21 protein-coding genes are annotated in these 16,551 nt (G+C 72.7%); 2 read left to right on the top strand and 19 right to left on the bottom strand.

Features of this window, described 5'->3' with window-relative positions:
• Positions 1 to 123 precede the first annotated feature (123 nt).
• From lgt to hisI, 11 genes are all read right to left on the bottom strand, one after another.
• Positions 124 to 1,314, bottom strand: coding sequence for a prolipoprotein diacylglyceryl transferase (gene lgt / locus ORI94_RS03045; RefSeq protein WP_266072123.1), 1,191 nt, complete (start codon positions 1,312 to 1,314; stop codon positions 124 to 126).
• Between the two features lie 81 nt (positions 1,315 to 1,395).
• On the bottom strand, positions 1,396 to 2,172 hold the full coding sequence (locus ORI94_RS03040; RefSeq protein WP_266072121.1) for a DsbA family protein: 777 nt from the start codon (positions 2,170 to 2,172) through the stop codon (positions 1,396 to 1,398).
• 130 nt (positions 2,173 to 2,302) lie between these two features.
• Positions 2,303 to 3,121 (bottom strand): tryptophan synthase subunit alpha, encoded by an 819-nt coding sequence (gene trpA / locus ORI94_RS03035; RefSeq protein WP_266072120.1) that lies wholly within the window; start codon positions 3,119 to 3,121, stop codon positions 2,303 to 2,305.
• Entirely contained in the window at positions 3,118 to 4,404 is a 1,287-nt protein-coding gene (gene trpB / locus ORI94_RS03030) for a tryptophan synthase subunit beta (protein ID WP_266072119.1), read from the bottom strand. Before trpB ends, trpA begins: the two co-directional genes overlap by 4 nt.
• Positions 4,405 to 4,461: 57 nt before the next feature.
• Positions 4,462 to 4,713 (bottom strand): tryptophan biosynthesis modulator TrpM, encoded by a 252-nt coding sequence (trpM, locus tag ORI94_RS03025; protein ID WP_266072118.1) that lies wholly within the window; start codon positions 4,711 to 4,713, stop codon positions 4,462 to 4,464.
• A gap of 22 nt (positions 4,714 to 4,735) precedes the next feature.
• A complete protein-coding gene (gene trpC, locus ORI94_RS03020) occupies positions 4,736 to 5,545 on the bottom strand; it encodes an indole-3-glycerol phosphate synthase TrpC (RefSeq protein ID WP_266072117.1) in 810 nt (269 codons plus the stop codon).
• Between the two features lie 183 nt (positions 5,546 to 5,728).
• Positions 5,729 to 6,154 carry a DUF2752 domain-containing protein gene (locus tag ORI94_RS03015; RefSeq protein ID WP_266072116.1) on the bottom strand — a complete coding sequence of 142 codons (426 nt, stop codon included), beginning with the start codon at positions 6,152 to 6,154 and terminating at the stop codon, positions 5,729 to 5,731.
• 86 nt (positions 6,155 to 6,240) lie between these two features.
• Positions 6,241 to 6,492: an HGxxPAAW family protein gene (locus ORI94_RS03010; RefSeq protein ID WP_266072115.1), complete on the bottom strand. Its 252-nt coding sequence runs from the start codon at positions 6,490 to 6,492 to the stop codon at positions 6,241 to 6,243.
• 151 nt (positions 6,493 to 6,643) lie between these two features.
• The gene (locus ORI94_RS03005; RefSeq protein ID WP_266072114.1) at positions 6,644 to 7,288 is read right to left on the bottom strand and encodes a TIGR02234 family membrane protein; all 645 of its coding nucleotides are present in this window, start codon (positions 7,286 to 7,288) and stop codon (positions 6,644 to 6,646) included.
• Positions 7,289 to 7,406: 118 nt separating this feature from the next.
• Positions 7,407 to 8,900, bottom strand: coding sequence for an anthranilate synthase component I (locus tag ORI94_RS03000; RefSeq protein WP_266072113.1), 1,494 nt, complete (start codon positions 8,898 to 8,900; stop codon positions 7,407 to 7,409).
• Positions 8,901 to 8,911: 11 nt separating this feature from the next.
• Complete coding sequence (hisI, locus tag ORI94_RS02995) at positions 8,912 to 9,319, bottom strand: phosphoribosyl-AMP cyclohydrolase (RefSeq protein WP_266072112.1); 408 nt, start codon at positions 9,317 to 9,319, stop codon at positions 8,912 to 8,914.
• Positions 9,320 to 9,468: 149 nt separating this feature from the next.
• Between hisI and ORI94_RS02990 the strand changes: the two genes are divergently transcribed.
• The gene (locus tag ORI94_RS02990) at positions 9,469 to 10,104 is read left to right on the top strand and encodes a TIGR03085 family metal-binding protein (RefSeq protein WP_266072111.1); all 636 of its coding nucleotides are present in this window, start codon (positions 9,469 to 9,471) and stop codon (positions 10,102 to 10,104) included.
• Between the two features lie 54 nt (positions 10,105 to 10,158).
• The gene (locus ORI94_RS02985) at positions 10,159 to 10,560 is read left to right on the top strand and encodes a VOC family protein (RefSeq protein ID WP_266072110.1); all 402 of its coding nucleotides are present in this window, start codon (positions 10,159 to 10,161) and stop codon (positions 10,558 to 10,560) included.
• 23 nt (positions 10,561 to 10,583) lie between these two features.
• Here the strand turns inward: ORI94_RS02985 and hisF are convergent, their stop codons facing one another.
• Genes hisF through hisD form a run of 8 tightly spaced genes read right to left on the bottom strand, consistent with a single transcriptional unit; the run spans position 10,584 to position 16,424 of the window.
• Positions 10,584 to 11,342 carry an imidazole glycerol phosphate synthase subunit HisF gene (hisF, locus tag ORI94_RS02980; protein WP_266072109.1) on the bottom strand — a complete coding sequence of 253 codons (759 nt, stop codon included), beginning with the start codon at positions 11,340 to 11,342 and terminating at the stop codon, positions 10,584 to 10,586.
• Complete coding sequence (locus tag ORI94_RS02975; RefSeq protein ID WP_266072108.1) at positions 11,339 to 11,743, bottom strand: Rid family hydrolase; 405 nt, start codon at positions 11,741 to 11,743, stop codon at positions 11,339 to 11,341. Before ORI94_RS02975 ends, hisF begins: the two co-directional genes overlap by 4 nt.
• 16 nt (positions 11,744 to 11,759) lie before the next feature.
• Positions 11,760 to 12,482 carry a bifunctional 1-(5-phosphoribosyl)-5-((5-phosphoribosylamino)methylideneamino)imidazole-4-carboxamide isomerase/phosphoribosylanthranilate isomerase PriA gene (priA, locus tag ORI94_RS02970; protein WP_266072107.1) on the bottom strand — a complete coding sequence of 241 codons (723 nt, stop codon included), beginning with the start codon at positions 12,480 to 12,482 and terminating at the stop codon, positions 11,760 to 11,762.
• A gap of 4 nt (positions 12,483 to 12,486) precedes the next feature.
• Positions 12,487 to 13,134, bottom strand: a complete 648-nt coding sequence (gene hisH / locus ORI94_RS02965) for an imidazole glycerol phosphate synthase subunit HisH (protein ID WP_266072106.1) — start codon at positions 13,132 to 13,134, stop codon at positions 12,487 to 12,489.
• On the bottom strand, positions 13,131 to 13,289 hold the full coding sequence (locus tag ORI94_RS02960; protein WP_042166022.1) for a hypothetical protein: 159 nt from the start codon (positions 13,287 to 13,289) through the stop codon (positions 13,131 to 13,133). Before ORI94_RS02960 ends, hisH begins: the two co-directional genes overlap by 4 nt.
• A gap of 2 nt (positions 13,290 to 13,291) precedes the next feature.
• Positions 13,292 to 13,885, bottom strand: a complete 594-nt coding sequence (gene hisB, locus ORI94_RS02955) for an imidazoleglycerol-phosphate dehydratase HisB (protein WP_266072105.1) — start codon at positions 13,883 to 13,885, stop codon at positions 13,292 to 13,294.
• Positions 13,882 to 15,039: a histidinol-phosphate transaminase gene (locus ORI94_RS02950; protein WP_416237766.1), complete on the bottom strand. Its 1,158-nt coding sequence runs from the start codon at positions 15,037 to 15,039 to the stop codon at positions 13,882 to 13,884. The genes hisB and ORI94_RS02950 overlap by 4 nt, the downstream gene beginning before the upstream one ends.
• 5 nt (positions 15,040 to 15,044) lie before the next feature.
• On the bottom strand, positions 15,045 to 16,424 hold the full coding sequence (gene hisD, locus ORI94_RS02945) for a histidinol dehydrogenase (protein ID WP_266072104.1): 1,380 nt from the start codon (positions 16,422 to 16,424) through the stop codon (positions 15,045 to 15,047).
• Positions 16,425 to 16,551 lie beyond the last annotated feature (127 nt).

Genomic DNA, 16,551 nt, shown 5'->3' with positions numbered 1-16,551 from the left:
CCGCCCCCGCCGCCCCCCCCCCCCCCCCCGCGGGGGGGCCCCCGCCCCGCCGGGCCCCCCCACGGCGTCGTACCTGTGCAAGGGGCCGCCGGTGGGCGGCAGAGCGGCCGGCCGGGCGGACCGTCAGCTCTTCTTCGCCGACCCGGCCCCGTCCCTGGGCCGCGCGTCCCCGGACTCCGCAGACCCGGAGGCGGTGTCCGCCGGCTCCCCGTCCCCGGAATCCGTGCGGGCCGTCTGCGCCCCGGCGTCCTCGGTCTTCGCGTCCTCGGTCTTGGCGTCCTCGGTCTTGGCGTCCTCGGTCTTCGCGTCACCCGGCCCGGCGCCGCCCTCGGCCGGCGCGCCGTCGCCGTCGTCCTCCTTCGGGCCCGTGTCGGCCTTCGACCCGGTGTCCGGCTTCTTCGGCCCGGCTTCTTCCTTTTCCTGCTCCGCCTCCAAAGAGCCCGCCTTGGCGCCCTTGCCGACGGGATGCGCCTCGTCGCCCCCGGCGAAACCGTCTGCCGCCCCCGGTTCCACCACGGTCTCGCGTCCCGGGCGCAGCTTCGCCGACACCACGAAGTACACGACCGCGAGCACGAACACGATCAACGCGGTCCAGTTGTTCAACCGCAGGCCCAGGACTTGGTGGGCCTCGTCGACGCGCATGTACTCGATCCAGAACCGGCCCGCGCAGTACGCGGCGACGTACAGCGCGAACACCCGCCCGTGTCCGAGCTTGAAGCGGCGGTCCGCCCAGATGACCAGCAGGGCGACACCCACGCACCACAGCGACTCGTACAGGAACGTCGGGTGGTAGTACCCCGGTACCCGGCCGCCGTCCGTGGACGTGATGTGCAGGGCCCAGGGAAGGTCCGTCTCCCGCCCGTACAGCTCCTGGTTGAACCAGTTGCCCCAGCGTCCGATGCCCTGTGCCAGCACCAGGCCGGGGGCCAGGGCGTCGGCGTACGGCGGAAGGGCGATGCCCCGGCGCCGGCAGCCGATCCAGGCTCCCACCGCGCCCAGCGCGACGGCGCCCCAGATACCGAGGCCGCCCTCCCAGATCTTGAAGGCGTCGACCGGGTTCCGGCCCTCACCGAAGTAGAGCTGGTAGTCGGTGATCACGTGGTAGAGGCGGCCACCGACCAGGCCGAACGGGACGGCCCAGAACGCGATGTCCCAGGCGGTGCCCTTCCGGCCGCCGCGCGCCACCCACCGGCGGTCGACGATCCAGAGGGCGACGAAGAGGCCGGCGAGGATGCTGAAGGCGTAGCCGCGGAGCGGAACGGGGCCGAGGTACAGCACCCCGCTCGACGGGCTGGGAATGTAGGCAAGTTCCATGGCAGGGTCGACGCTACCGTGCCGGACCGACCGCACGGCGGGCGGTCCGGCTACGGGTCCATAACGGGAAGGCGCGCAGCCCTACTGCCGATTGGCCTCCTCCACCATCTCCTTGAGCTTCGCCGGGGTCATCGACCGGTCCTGGTAGATGTTCTTGTCGCCGAGCAGGACGGTCGGTGTGCCGGAGAAGCCGCCCTTCTGGAAGGCCTCGTTGGACTTCGCCACCCAGCTGTCGTGCGTGCCGTCCTCCACACAGCTGCGGAAGGCGGGGGTGTCGAGCCCTTCGACCTTGCCGGCCAGCTCGATGAGCTTGGCGTTGTCGGCGAAGGCGTCGTCCGGCTCCGGGGGCTGGTTGTCGAACAGCACGTCGTGGTACTCGGCGAACTTGCCGGCGTCCTGGGCGCAGGCCGCCGCGTTGGCGGAGTTGCGGGAGCCGGTGCCGCCCATGTTCCCGTCGATGAGCGTGACCAGGTGGTACTCGATCTTCAACTGGCCGGACTCGGTCAGCTCGTGGAGCGTCGGCCGGTACGCCAGCTCGAAGGACTTGCAGGCGGGGCAGCGGAAGTCCTCCCACACGGTGAGGGTGGACTTGGCGCTCTCCTCGCCGACCGGGATGGCCAGGCCGTCCTTGCCGAGCGCCCCCGAGGGCGCCACCACCGGGCCTGCCTCCTCACCGCCTTCGTCCTTGCCCGCGTTGGCGGCGACGACGCCGATCACCGCCGCGAGTGCCAGGACACAGACCACACTCGCACCCACGATCAGGGTGCGGCGCCGCCTGTCCGCCGTCTTCTGCTTCTCACGCTCGACCGCCAGCCGCTCACGAGCGGTGCGCTTTCCCTCACGGTTCTTCTCGCTCACACCCCGCAGAACGAACCGGGGAGGCGCAACGCGCCTCCCCGGCCCCAGGTCCACCCGTACGAGGGACCCGTATGACTCCTTCCTGACTACCTGCCGAACACCTGCCGACGCCCGGGCGCCGGTGTCGCCGTCACGTCCGGCCGCGCACGCCCTTGGCCAGCTCTCCCGCGAGCGTCCGCACGGCCTGGAGGCCCGCGGCCGGGTCGGGGGCGTCCAGCAGCCGCTTGACGAAGGCCGATCCGACGATCACGCCGTCGGCGAAGCGGGCGACCTCGGCGGCCTGGGTGGCGTCGGAGACGCCGATCCCGACGCACACCGGCAGGTCGGCGCGGCTCGCCCGGGCGCGTGCCACGAGTTCCTCGGCCTGGACGCCGACCGACTCACGGGTACCGGTGACGCCCATGAGGGAGGCGGCGTAGACGAAGCCGCTGCCCGCCGCGGTGATCTCGGCGAGCCGCTCGTTTCTGCTGCTGGGCGCGACGACGAAGACGGTGGCGAGCCCGTGCTTGTCGGCGTGCTCCCGCCACAGTGCCGATTCCTGGACGGGCAGGTCGGGCAGGATGCAGCCGGCGCCACCCGCCTCGGCGAGTTCGGCGGTGAACCGCTCGACGCCGTAGCGGTCGATGGGGTTCCAGTACGTCATGACGAGGATCGGCTTCCCGGTGGCCCGGTGGGCCTCCCGGACCGTGCGCAGCACATCGGCGATCCGCACGCCGCCGCGCAGCGCGATGTCGTCGGCGGTCTGGATGACGGGCCCGTCGAGGACGGGGTCGCTGTGCGGCAGGCCCACCTCCACGACGTCGGCGCCGCCGTCGATGACGGCCTTGACGGCGTCGATGCCGCCGTCGACGGTCGGGAACCCGGCCGGCAGGTAGGCGATCAGCGCGGCGCGGCCCTCGGACTTCGCCGCGGCGAGGGTCTCGCTCAGCAGTTTCACGTTCCCGCTCACTTGGCGTCCCCCTCGATCTCGGCGGTGCCGGCGTCCGCGTCGGCGGCGACGGTCCTGTCGGTGTCGTACAGGCCGAAGTAGCGGGCGGCGGTGTCCATGTCCTTGTCACCGCGGCCGGACAGGTTGACGACGATCAGCCCGTCCTTGCCCAGTTCCCTGCCGACCTCCAGGGCGCCGGCCAGCGCGTGGGCGCTCTCGATGGCCGGGATGATGCCCTCGGTGCGCGACAGCAGTCTCAGGGCCTGCATGGCGGCGTCGTCGGTGACCGCGCGGTATTCGGCGCGGCCGGAGTCCTTGAGGTGGGAGTGCTCGGGTCCGATGCCCGGGTAGTCGAGCCCGGCCGAGATGGAGTACGGCTCGGTGATCTGGCCCTCGTCGTCCTGGAGGACGTAGGACCGCGAGCCGTGCAGGATGCCGGGCTCGCCCGCGGTGAGGGTGGCCGCGTGCTCGCCGCTCTCGATGCCGTGTCCGGCGGGTTCGCAGCCGATGAGCCGGACCGGGGCGTCCGGGATGAAGGCGTGGAAGAGGCCGATGGCGTTGGAGCCGCCGCCGACGCAGGCGATCGCGGCGTCGGGCAGCCGTCCGGTGCGTTCCAGCAGCTGGCGGCGGGCCTCGACGCCGATGACGCGGTGGAAGTCGCGGACCATGGCGGGGAAGGGGTGGGGTCCGGCGACGGTGCCGAAGAGGTAGTGCGTGCGGTCGACGTTGGCGACCCAGTCGCGGAACGCCTCGTTGATGGCGTCCTTGAGGGTGCGGCTGCCGGACTTCACGGCGATGACCTCGGCGCCGAGCATGCGCATCCGGGCCACGTTGAGGGCCTGGCGCTCGGTGTCGATCTCGCCCATGTAGATGGTGCAGTCGAGGCCGAACAGGGCGCAGGCGGTGGCGGTGGCGACACCGTGCTGGCCGGCGCCGGTCTCGGCGATGACGCGGGTCTTGCCCATGCGCCGGGTGAGCAGGGCCTGGCCGAGCACGTTGTTGATCTTGTGGGAGCCGGTGTGGTTGAGGTCCTCGCGCTTGAGGAAGACCCGGGCGCCGCCGGCGTGGTCGGCGAACCGGGGCACCTCGGTGAGGGCGCTCGGGCGGCCGGTGTAGTGGACCATCAGGTCGTCGAGTTCGCGGGCGAACTCGGGGTCGGCCTTGGCCTTGTCGTACTCGACGGCGACCTCGTCCACGGCGGCGACGAGCGCCTCCGGGATGAACTTGCCGCCGAACGCGCCGAAGTAGCCCTCGGCACTGGGGGTTCGGCCCTCGGGGTCGGGAATGAAGAAGTCGCTGGGCATGCGTGGTCCTCACGGTGAGTGGCGTTTGGGCACTGGTCGCCGTGGGGGCGGGGGTGGTCAGGCCGCTGCGGACCGGAGGTGACCGGTCGCGTCCGCGCGGCACAGCCGCGTGTTCGGGCACAGCCCCGCGCCCCTGCGGGCGGGGTGCTGCCATCGCATGCCGTTGACCTGGCCGGGCTCGTCACCGATGACGTAGCGCACCCGGCGGCCGTGCACGCGGCGTGCGGGGGCCCGGCAGCCGCGCGGGCGGCAGCCGCGGGCGAGGCGCGCGTACGGGTCCCTGGTCGTCAGGGTGATCGGGAGGGTCATCGGTGCCAAGCCTAGCGGGAGGTCAGCCGCGCCCGTGGCGCAGTGCCGGGTGTTCGCCGGCCGCCACCAGGTCGGCGACCGCGGTCTTCGGGTCGCGGCCGGTGACCAGGGACTCGCCGACCAGGACGGCGTCGGCGCCGGCGTTGGCGTAGGCGATGAGGTCGTGCGGGCCGCGGACGCCGGACTCGGCGACCTTGACGAGGTGGTCGGGGATCTCGGGGGCGATCCGCTCGAAGGTGCCGCGGTCGACCTCGAGGGTCTTGAGGTTGCGCGCGTTGACCCCGATGATCCTGGCGCCGGCGTCGACCGCGCGCTCGACCTCGTCCTCGTCGTGCACCTCGACGAGCGGGGTGAGTCCGATGGACTCGGCGCGCTCGATCAGCGATTCCAGGGCGGGCTGTTCGAGGGCGGCGACGATGAGCAGGGCGAGGTCGGCGCCGTGCGCCCGTGCCTCCCAGAGCTGGTAGGAGGTGACGATGAAGTCCTTGCGCAGGACGGGGATGTCCACCCGCGCGCGGACCGCCTCCAGGTCGGCGAGCGAGCCGCCGAAGCGGCGCTGTTCGGTGAGGACGGAGATGACGGCCGCGCCGCCCGCCTCGTAGTCGGCGGCGAGTCCGGCCGGGTCGGCGATCGCGGCGAGCGCGCCCTTGGACGGGCTGGAGCGCTTGACCTCGCAGATCACCTTGACGCCTTCGCCGCGCAGGGCGGCCACGCCGTCCCTGGCCGCGGGAGCCTTCGCCGCGCGCTCCTTGAGCTCGTCGAGGCTGACCCGTGCCTGCCGCTCCGCGAGGTCGGCACGGACTCCGTCGATGATCTCGTCGAGCACACTCACGGGAGAGGCCCCCTTCCAGACGGTCCGTCTTCAGTGCGTTCGTTTCCGTCCTCACGGCGGTCCCCCGTCCTCGCGGGCGGGTCGCCGGACGAAACCGGTGGTCACTGCGATGGTATCCGCAGCAGGGGGTACGCCTCACATCCGGTTGACGCCGGTCCCTCTACCTGGACGTTCGCCAGTTGATCAAGGATGTAGCCAGCCACCGAACGGTAGGTTCCGGACAACCGTGAAGACCAGCACGAACGCCCCCAGGGACCACAGGAGCACCGGCTTGGGATCGATGCGCAGGGGTTTTCCGCGCGCCGCACGGACCACCCATACGGTCCACAGGACGGCGAAGGCCGCATAGCCGAGGACGGCCGGCGCGTTGGCCTGCAGGGCGGCCGGGAGGTCGCCGTGGACCACGGCGTGCGCGCTGCGCAGCCCGCCGCAGCCGGGGCAGTACAGGCCGGTGAGGCGCAGCAGCGGGCAGGCGGGGTAGTGCCCGGGCTCGTTGGGGTCCACCGCCCCGACGTAGGCGAAGGCTCCGGCGACGGCGGCGAGCGCTCCGGCGGGGAGGGCCAGACGGGCGGCGGTGCCGCGGGACACGCTGGGGCTGACGGCGTTCACCCGGGCATTGTGCCCCGCGCGCACGCGTCAGGGGCGGTTGCGGCACCCGTGTGCCGGCCGCCCCCGTCCGGGAGTGCTCCCGGTCCTCAGCTGTCGGCGCGGACCGGCTCGCGGTCGGCGGAGGGCGGGTTGACGGGGTGGACGTGCTGCTGCTGGCCCATGCCCATCTTGCTCATGACGCCGCCGACGACACCGCCGAGCAGCACGACGACCATGCCGGCCCAGAAGCCCACCGGCATGTTCATCACCATGAACATGCTCGCGGCGCAGAAACCGATGAACGAGATGATGACACCGGTCCAGGCGGCCGGGGTGTGACCGTGGCTGCTGCCCGCCATTGCTTGCTCCTCAGGGCTGTGTACGTGTCTGAGCAGGACGCTCGGATCAATTGTCCCGCACGCGCGCGCGGGCCGTGACCGGGGGTGCTCCTCGGCGCGGTGGACGCCCGTCGCCTGCCGTTCGACGGAGCGGAGGCGGCGGCCGGGTGGTTCAGGCCCCGGTCGGGTCCTCACCGCGGTCGAGGGCCTTCCACAGTTCCTCCGGCCGGTCGGGATCGCCGGCGGCGGCGGCCGTACGGCGTGGCCGCGGGGCGGCGGCGCGCTCGTAACGGCCGGACATCGCGGGCCACAGCCCGCCGTGGCGCAGGGCGAGCGCACCGGCCACCAGGAGCAGCAGGCCGCCCACGGCCGCGACGTAGGGCCAGGCCGTGTGGCTGAGGGCCTCCACGGTGGCCGACGTGTCGCCGGAGACCTCGGCGGCCTTGTCGTCGAGCGCGGACCTGTCAAAGGCGCCGAGCAGGGCCGCCACGGCGGTGCCCGCTCCGGACAGGGCGAGCAGCGCGGCGACGGCGAACCGGCCGGCCCGGCGGACGGCGAAGACGGCGACGAGCGCGGCCAGGCCCACCACGGCGAGGGCGGCGGGGACGCCGGTGACCTCACTGCCGCTCGCGGTCAGGGGGAAGGAGCCGCCGGCCACGGTCGCGGTGCCCTCGGACCACTGCTGCCGGGTGGCGAGCAGGGCCACGGCCGCGCCCAGGGCACCGCAGAGCAGGGCGACGGCGAGGCTGAGGCGGCCGGTCCGGGCGGGGTCGGCGGCTTCGGGACGGGGGTGAGGAACAGCAGTCACGTACTCCACTATCGCGTGAACCGCGCGCGGACGGTCACCCGGGGCTCGTCCCGGTCGCATCCCACACGGCCCCGGGCGCGCGGCACGTGGCTCCCCGCGCGGTCCGGCGCCTCCCCGGGCGCGCGGGTCACACCGTGCCCAGCCGGTTCGCCGTGTGGACGGCGCGCAGCACGGCGGCCGCCTTGTTGCGGCACTCGGCGTCCTCGGCGGCGGGGTCGGAGTCGGCGACGACCCCGGCGCCCGCCTGGACGTACGCGGTGCCGTCGCGCAGCAGCGCGGTGCGGATCGCGATGGCGGTGTCGGAGTCGCCGGCGAAGTCCAGGTAGCCGACGCAGCCGCCGTACAGCCCGCGCCGGGACGGCTCGAGTTCGTCGATGATCTGCATGGCACGGGGCTTGGGCGCGCCGGAGAGGGTGCCGGCCGGGAAGCAGGCGGTGAGCACGTCGAAGGCGGAGCGGCCGGGCGCGACCCGGCCGGTGACCGTCGAGACGATGTGCATGACGTGCGAGTACCGCTCGACGGACATGAAGTCGACGACCTCGACGGAGCCGGGCTCGCAGACCCGCCCGAGGTCGTTGCGGCCCAGGTCGACGAGCATGAGGTGCTCGGCGCGCTCCTTGGGGTCGGCGAGCAGTTCCTCGGCGAGGGCCTGGTCCTCCTGCGGGGTGGCGCCGCGCGGCCGGGTGCCGGCGATGGGGTGGACCATCGCCCGCCCGTCGTCGACCTTCACGAGTGCTTCGGGGGACGATCCGACGACGTCGAACGCGTCGAAGCGGAGCAGGTACATGTAGGGCGAGGGGTTGGTGGCCCGCAGCACCCGGTAGACGTCCAGGGCGCTCGCCGTGCAGGGGGTCTCGAACCGCTGGGAGGGGACGACCTGGAAGGCCTCTCCGGCGCGGATGCGTTCCTTGACGTCCTCGACGGCGGCCCGGAAGTCGGGGCCGCCCCACAGGGCGGTGTGCTCGGGGAGTTCGGAGGGCGGGAGGGCGGCCGGGGGCTGGGCCACCGCGCGGGAGAGGTCGGCCTCCATGGCGTCCAGCCGGGCCACGGCGTCGGCGTGGGCCTCGTCGACGCCGGTCTCCAGGTCGTTGTGGTTGATCGCGTTGGCGATCAGCCAGACGGAGCCCTCCCAGTGGTCCATCACGGCGAGGTCGCTGGTGAGCAGCATGGTCAGCTCGGGCAGCCGCAGGTCGTCCCGCTCGCCGGGGCCGATGCTCTCGAGCCTGCGCACGATGTCGTAGCCGAGGTAGCCGACCATGCCGCCGGTGAAGGGCGGCAGGCCGAGGTCGTGGGCGAGGTCGCGCGGGGTGTGCAGGGCTTCGAGGGTGGCGCGCAGCGCGGCGAGCGGGTCGCCGCCGGCCGGTACGCCGACGGGCGGGGTGCCCTGCCAGTGCGCCTGTCCGTCCTGCTCGGTGAGGGTGGCGGCGCTGCGGACGCCGACGAAGGAGTAGCGGGACCAGGAGCGCCCGTTCTCGGCGGATTCCAGGAGGAAGGTGCCGGGGCGGTCCGCGGCGAGCTTGCGGTAGAGCGCGACCGGGGTGTCGCCGTCGGCGAGCAGTTTGCGGGTGACCGGGATGACCCGGCGGTCGGTGGCGAGCTTGCGGAACGTCTCGAGGTCCATGGCGGCAGACCTTACCGACCGGGGGCGTGCGCGCCGCGGCCGACGCGGTCCGCGGAGGCGTCCGTGAGCAGCACGTCGGCGTCGAAGCAGGTGCGGGCTCCGGTGTGGCAGGCGGCGCCCGTCTGGTCGACCTGGACGAGGACGGTGTCGGCGTCGCAGTCCAGGGCGACGGACTTCACGTGCTGGACGTGCCCGGAGGTGTCGCCCTTGACCCAGTACTCCTGGCGGCTGCGCGACCAGTAGGTGCAGCGGCCGGTGGTCAGGGTGCGGTGCAGCGCCTCGTCGTCCATCCAGCCCAGCATCAGCACCTCGCGGGTGTCGTACTGCTGGGCGATGGCGGGCAGGAGGCCGTCTGGGCTGCGTTTGAGCCGTGCGGCGATCTCGGGGTCGATGCGGCTGGGCCGGGACGTGCTGGTCATGGGAACCATTGTGCCGCGCGGGAGGGCGGCGCCCGGCTGCCGTCCACCGGTTGGAAGGGCGCGGCGGGAGCCGGGGCGCGTACGCGCCCCGTCGGGAGGTGGCCGGGCGGCGGGTGTGCGGACCGGGCGGGGCGCCGTAGGCTGGCTGCATGTCGACCCATGCGAAGCGTGAACGGCTCCTCCTGGCCGATCTGCTGGAGACCGCGGGCCCGGAAGCGCCCACTCTGTGCGAGGGCTGGCGCACCCGCGACCTCGCCGCCCACGTGGTGGTGCGCGAGCGCCGCCCGGACGCCGCCGGCGGGATCGTGGTCAAGCAGCTCGCCCAGCGTCTGGAGCGGGTGACGGCGGAGTTCACCGCCAAGCCGTACGAGGAGCTGATCCGGCTCATCCGTACCGGCCCGCCGCGGTTCTCGCCCTTCAACCTCAAGCAGATCGACGAGCTGTCGAACGTCGTCGAGTTCTACGTCCACACGGAGGACGTGCGCCGCGCGCAGCCCGACTGGACGCCGCGTGAACTCGACCCGGTGTTCCAGGACACCCTGTGGTCGCGGCTGGAGCAGACCGCCCGGATGGTGGGCCGCGGCGCGGCCACGGGCCTGGTGCTGCGCCGCCCGGACGGCCGGACGGCGGTGGCCCACCGCGGCACACCGGTGGTCACGGTGACCGGGGAGCCCTCGGAGCTGCTGCTGTTCGTCTACGGGCGGCGCGAGGTGGCCGAGGTCGAGCTGGTGGGCGACGCGGACGCGATCGAGAGGCTGAACGCGTCCAAGCAGCTCGGCATCTGAATCCGGACGGCCCCGGGGGCCGTCCGGCACCGCAAGACCGGGAGAAGAACCCCCATGATCAAGGTCGCCATGACCAGCGTGTACGTCGACGACGTGGCCAGGGCGCACGCGTTCTACACCGGTGTCCTCGGCTTCGAGACCCGCACCCGAACGGACCAGGGCGACGGCACCCTGCTCGTCACGGTCGGGGCGGGCGAGGGGGCACAGCAGGACCTGGAGCTGCTGCTGGAGCCGGGGCGGGATCCCATCGCGGAGCCGTACCGCAGGGCGGTGCGGGAGGCGGGGCTGCCCGTCATCGTGTTCTCGGTGACGGACCTCCGCGCGGAGTACGAGCGGCTGCGCGGCGAGGGCGTGGCCTTCGTCCAGGAGCCGCAGCACCAGGGCCCGGTGCTCACCGCCGTCCTGGACGACACGGTCGGCAACCTGGTCCGGCTCGCCCAGTCCAGGAAGGACTGAGCGAGCCGGCCGGGCGGCGGGCGTCACCGCACCGGGTGGCCCGCTTCCCGCAGGGTCTGCTTGACCTGGCCGATGCGCAGGTCGCCGAAGTGGAAGACCGAGGCGGCCAGGACCGCGTCGGCGCCCGCGGCGACGGCGGGCGGGAAGTCGGTGAGCCGGCCCGCGCCGCCCGAGGCGATCACCGGGACGGTGACGTGTTTGCGGACGGCGGCGATCATGTCCAGGTCGTAGCCGTCCTTGGTGCCGTCCGCGTCCATGGAGTTGAGCAGGATCTCGCCCGCGCCCAGTTCGGCGGCCCGGTGGGCCCACTCGACGGCGTCGATGCCGGTGCCCCGGCGCCCGCCGTGCGTGGTGACCTCGAAGGAGCCGCCGGACTCGGTGCGGCGGGCGTCGACCGACAGGACGAGGACCTGGCGGCCGAAACGCTCGGCGATCTCCCGGATGAGGTCCGGGCGGGCGATCGCGGCGGTGTTGACGCCGACCTTGTCGGCGCCCGCCCGCAGCAGTTTGTCCACGTCCTCGGTGGTACGGACGCCGCCGCCCACGGTCAGGGGGATGAACACCTGTTCGGCGGTGCGGCGCACCACGTCGTAGGTCGTCTCGCGGTTGCCCGACGAGGCGGTGATGTCCAGGAACGTCAGCTCGTCGGCGCCCTCGGTGTCGTACACCTTGGCCATCTCGACGGGGTCGCCCGCGTCACGCAGGTTCTGGAAGTTGACGCCCTTGACGACCCGGCCGTTGTCCACGTCCAGGCAGGGGATGACTCGGACCGCCAGGGTCATGGGATCACGGCTCCTCTGAATGCTTCGACTTCCACCGACACCAGTACGCGCGAGTCCATGAAGCCCTCCACCACCAGGAGGGTCGTGACCGGGCGCACCGTGTCGAACAGCTCCTTGTGGGCGCGGCCCGCCGCGTCGATGTCCCGCGAGTGCGCGAGGTACACGCGCGTGCGGATGACGGAGTCGGCGCCGAGCCCGAACTCGGCGATCGCCTCCAGGGCGCTGCCGAAGGCCGCCTTGGCCTGTTCGTACGGGTCGCCCTCCCCGTACAGGACATCGCCCCTGAACGCGGTGGTGCCGGCCACCAGGACGCGGTCGCCCGCCGCGACGGCGCGCGCGGACCCGAAGGACTCGTCCCGGGGACTGTCGCCCCGTACGCGCCGTACGGCTTCGGAGGTCATCGGGCTGTGTCCTTTTTCACGAGGTGGCCTCCAGGGCCTCTTCCAGGGTGAACGCCTTCGCGTACAGGGCCTTGCCGACGATGGAGCCCTCGACGCCGAGCGGGACGAGCTCGGCGATGGCCCGCAGGTCGTCGAGCGACGACACGCCGCCGGAGGCGACGACGGGGCGGTCGGTGGCGGCGCAGACGTTCTTCAGGAGCTCCAGGTTGGGGCCCTGGAGGGTGCCGTCCTTGGCGATGTCGGTGACGACGTAGCGGGCGCAGCCCTCCTTGTTGAGGCGCTCCAGCGTCGCGTAGAGGTCGCCGCCGTCGCGCGTCCAGCCGCGGCCGCGCAGCGTGGTGCCGCGCACGTCGAGACCGACGGCGATCCTGTCGCCGTGCTCGGCGATGACCCGGGCGACCCACTCGGGGGTCTCCAGGGCGGCGGTGCCGAGGTTGACACGGGTGCAGCCGGTGGCGAGGGCGGCGGCGAGGGTCTCGTCGTCGCGGATGCCGCCGGACAGTTCCACCTTGATGTCCATGGCGCCGGCGACCTCGGCGATCAGCGCGCGGTTGTCGCCGGTGCCGAACGCGGCGTCCAGGTCCACCAGGTGCAGCCACTGGGCGCCCGAGCGCTGCCAGGCGAGCGCGGCCTGGAGGGGGGAGCCGTAGGAGGTCTCGGTGCCGGACTCGCCGTGCACGAGGCGGACGGCCTGGCCGTCGCGGACGTCGACGGCGGGGAGGAGTTCGAGCTTGGCCATGTCGCTACAGGGTTCCGATCCAGTTGGTGAGGAGCTGGGCTCCGGCGTCGCCGGACTTCTCGGGGTGGAACTGTGTCGCCCACAGGGTGCCGTTCTCCACGGCGGCGACGAACGGTTCGCCGTGGGTGGACCAGGTGACCTTGGGCGCCCGCATCACCGGGTTGTCCACCTGGAGGGTCCAGTCGTGGACGGCGTAGGAGTGCACGAAGTAGAAGCGGGCGTCCGCGTCCAGGCCGGCGAAGAGCTCGGAGCCGGCCGCCACGTCCACGGTGTTCCAGCCCATGTGGGGCACGATGTCGGCCTGGAGCGGCGAGACCGTCCCGGGCCACTCGTCCATGCCCTCGGTCTCGACGCCGTGCTCGATGCCGCGGGCGAACAGGATCTGCATGCCGACGCAGATGCCCATGACGGGCCGGCCTCCGGACAGCCGGCGGTCGATGATCCAGTCGCCGCGCGCCTCCCTGAGGCCCTTCATGCAGGCGGCGAAGGCGCCGACGCCGGGGACCAGCAGCCCGTCGGCGTTCATGGCGGTGTCGAAGTCGCGGGTTATCTCCACGTCGGCGCCCGCGCGGGCGAGGGCGCGCTCGGCGGAACGGACGTTGCCGAAGCCGTAGTCGAAGACCACGACCCGCTTGGTGGTGCTCACGGTCACACCTCCAGCCGCAGGACGCCCGCGGTCAGACACAGCACGGCTCCGGCGGCGAGCACCGCGGTCACCCCCTTGGGCATCTTCTGCTTGGTGAACGAGACGACGCCGCCGACGAAGAACAGGCCGACGACGATCAGTGCGGTGGACAGGCCGTTCATGCCTACAGGGCGCCCTTCGTGGAGGGCAGGATGCCCGCCGCGCGCGGGTCGCGCTCGGACGCGTACCGCAGGGCTCGGGCGAGGGCCTTGAACTGGCACTCGACGATGTGGTGCGCGTTGCGCCCGTACGGCACGTGCACGTGCAGCGCGACCTGGGCCTGGGCGACGAAGGACTCCAGGATGTGCCGGGTCATCGTGGTGTCGTACTCGCCGATCATCGGCGCCATCTTCTCGGGCTCGGTGTGCACGAGATAGGGGCGGCCGGACAGGTCGACGGTGACCTGGGCGAGGGACTCGTCCAGCGGGACCGTGCAGTTGCCGAAGCGGTAGACGCCCACCTTGTCGCCGAGGGCCTGCTTGAAGGCGGCGCCGAGGGCCAGGGCGGTGTCCTCGATGGTGTGGTGCGAGTCGATGTGCAGGTCGCCCTCGGTCTTCACGGTCAGGTCGAACAGACCGTGCCGGCCGAGCTGGTCGAGCATGTGGTCGTAGAAGCCGACCCCGGTGGAGATCTCCGTCTTGCCCGTGCCGTCGAGATCGATCTCGACGAGGACCGACGTCTCCTTCGTGGTCCGCTGGACGCGTCCTACGCGGCTCATGCGCTCTGCTCCTTCGGGGGTGTGGGGGCGGCCCCCACGTAGCTGACCAGTTCACCGACCGCGTCGAGGAACGCGTCGTTCTCGGCCGGGGTGCCCGCGGAGACCCGCAGCCGTCCCGGCACGCCGTTGTCCCGGACCAGGACGCCCCGGTCGAGGATCTTCTGCCAGACCACGTGGGCGTCCGCGAACGTGCCGAACTGGACGAAGTTCGCGTCGGACTCGGTCACGTCGAAGCCGAGGGCGCGCAGTTCGGTGACCAGGCGGTCCCGCTCCCGCTTCAGCTGCTCGACGTACTTCAGCAGCGTGTCCGTGTGTTCCAGGGCGGCCAGCGCGGTCGCCTGGGTGACGGCGGACAGGTGGTAGGGCAGACGGACGAGCTGCACGGCATCCACGACGGCGGGGTGCGCGGCGAGGTAGCCGAGGCGCAGGCCCGCCGCGCCGAACGCCTTCGACATGGTGCGGGAGACGACGAGGTTCGGGCGGCCCTCGATCAGCGGCAGCAGCGAGTCGCCGTGGCTGAACTCGACGTACGCCTCGTCCACGACCACCATCGACGGCCTCGCCGCCTGCGCGGCCTCGTACAGGGCGCGGACGGTCCCGGCGGGGACCGCGGTGCCGGTGGGGTTGTTGGGGGTGGTGACGAAGACGACGTCCGGGCGGTGCTCGGCGATCGCCTTCTCGGCGGCGGGCAGGTCGATGGTGAAGTCCTCGCCCCGGGGGCCGGAGATCCAGCCGGTGCCGGTGCCGCGTGCGATGAGTCCGTGCATCGAGTACGAGGGCTCGAAGCCGATCGCGGTGCGGCCGGGGCCGCCGAAGGCCTGCAGCAGCTGCTGGATGACCTCGTTGGAGCCGTTGGCGGCCCAGACGTTCTCCACTCCGACGGGGTGTCCGCCGGTCTTCGTCAGGTAGGCGGCCAGTCCGGTGCGCAGCTCGACCGCGTCCCGGTCGGGGTAGCGGTTGAGGTGGCGGGCGGCCTCCCGGACCCGCTCGGCGATCCGCTCGACCAGCGGTTCGGGCAGCGGGTAGGGGTTCTCGTTGGTGTTCAGCCGTACGGGGACGTCGAGCTGGGGCGCGCCGTAGGGGGACTTGCCGCGCAGTTCGTCGCGTACGGGGAGGTCGTCGATGGTGACGCCCGTGGGGTCGGTGGCGTTGATGGCGTTCACTTGCTCTCGGGTGCCTTCCAGCCGCGGTACCCGCCCTGTTCGCCTCCGGCGCGGTACCCGCCCTGTTCGCCTCCGGCGAAACGGACCTTGATCGCCGTGCCGTGCGCGGGCAGGTCCTCCGCCTCGGCGAGCGTGACCACGTGGTGCGCGACGTCGGCCAGCGCGTCCTCGGTGTAGTCGACGATGTGGATGCCGCGCAGGAAGGACTGGACGGACAGGCCCGAGGAGTGGCAGGCGCAGCCGCCGGTGGGCAGGACGTGGTTGGAGCCGGCCGCGTAGTCGCCCAGGGAGACCGGGGACCAGGGGCCGACGAAGATCGCGCCGGCGTTGCGGACCCGGTCGGCGAGCGCGGCGGCGTCGGCGGTCTGGATCTCGAGGTGCTCGGCGCCGTAGGCGTCGACCACGCGCAGGCCCTCGTCGAGGCCGTCGACCAGGACGATCGCGGACTGGCGGCCGGCGAGGGCGGGGGCGATCCGGTCCTCGACGTGCCGGGCGGCGGCGACCTGGAGGGCCAGTTCCTTCTCCACGGCGTCCGCGAGGCCGGCGGAGTCGGTGACGAGGACGGCGGCGGCCAGCGGGTCGTGCTCGGCCTGGCTGATCAGGTCGGAGGCGACGTGCACCGGGTCGGCCGTGTCGTCGGCGAGGACCGCGATCTCGGTCGGCCCCGCCTCGGCGTCGATGCCGATGCGGCCCGTGAAGTAGCGCTTCGCGGCGGCGACCCAGATGTTGCCGGGACCGGTGACCATGGTGGCGGGCGGGCAGGACTCGGTGCCGTACGCGAACATGGCGACGGCGGTGGCACCGCCCGCGGCGTACACCTCGTCCACGCCGAGCAGGGCGCACGCGGCGAGGATCGTCGGGTGCGGCAGTCCGCCGAACTCCTTCTGCGCCGGGGAGGCCAGGGCGATCGACTCGACGCCGGCCTCCTGGGCCGGGACCGCGTTCATGATCACGGAGGACGGGTAGACGGAGCGCCCGCCGGGCGCGTACAGGCCCACCCGGTCGACCGGCACCCATTTCTCGGTGACGGTGCCTCCGGGCACGACCTGGGTGGTGTGGGACTCGCGGCGCTGCGCGCGGTGCACGAGCCGGGCGCGGCGGATGGACTCCTCCAGGGCCGCGCGGACGGCCGGGTCCAGTCGCTCCAGCGCGTCGGCGAGCGCCCGGGCGGGGACCCGGACGGATTCCAGACGCACGCCGTCGAACCGCTCGGCGAAGTCGATCAGCGCAGCGTCGCCCCGATGGTGCACGTCCTCGCAGATGGGCCGCACCTTCTCGAGGGCGGCCGCGACGTCGAAGTCGGCTCGGGGCAGCAGGTCGCGCAGGGCGGGGCCCTCGGGGAGGGCGTCGCCGCGCAGATCGATTCGGGAGATCACGTGCCCAATTCTCTCAGACCCGCGCCGGGCGCCGTGCAGGCGTTCCAATGGCTGATACACACCCCCCTCGGTAACCCATTGTGCATACCGGAGAGATCCTTCTTACGTTCTGTGTTCGAAGGGTCAC

It is taken from the genome of Streptomyces sp. NEAU-W12 (assembly GCF_026242095.1).
Lineage (GTDB): Bacteria > Actinomycetota > Actinomycetes > Streptomycetales > Streptomycetaceae > Streptomyces.
The sequence above is the reverse complement of the archived record's forward strand: the minus strand, read 5'-3'. Positions and strand labels throughout refer to the sequence as shown.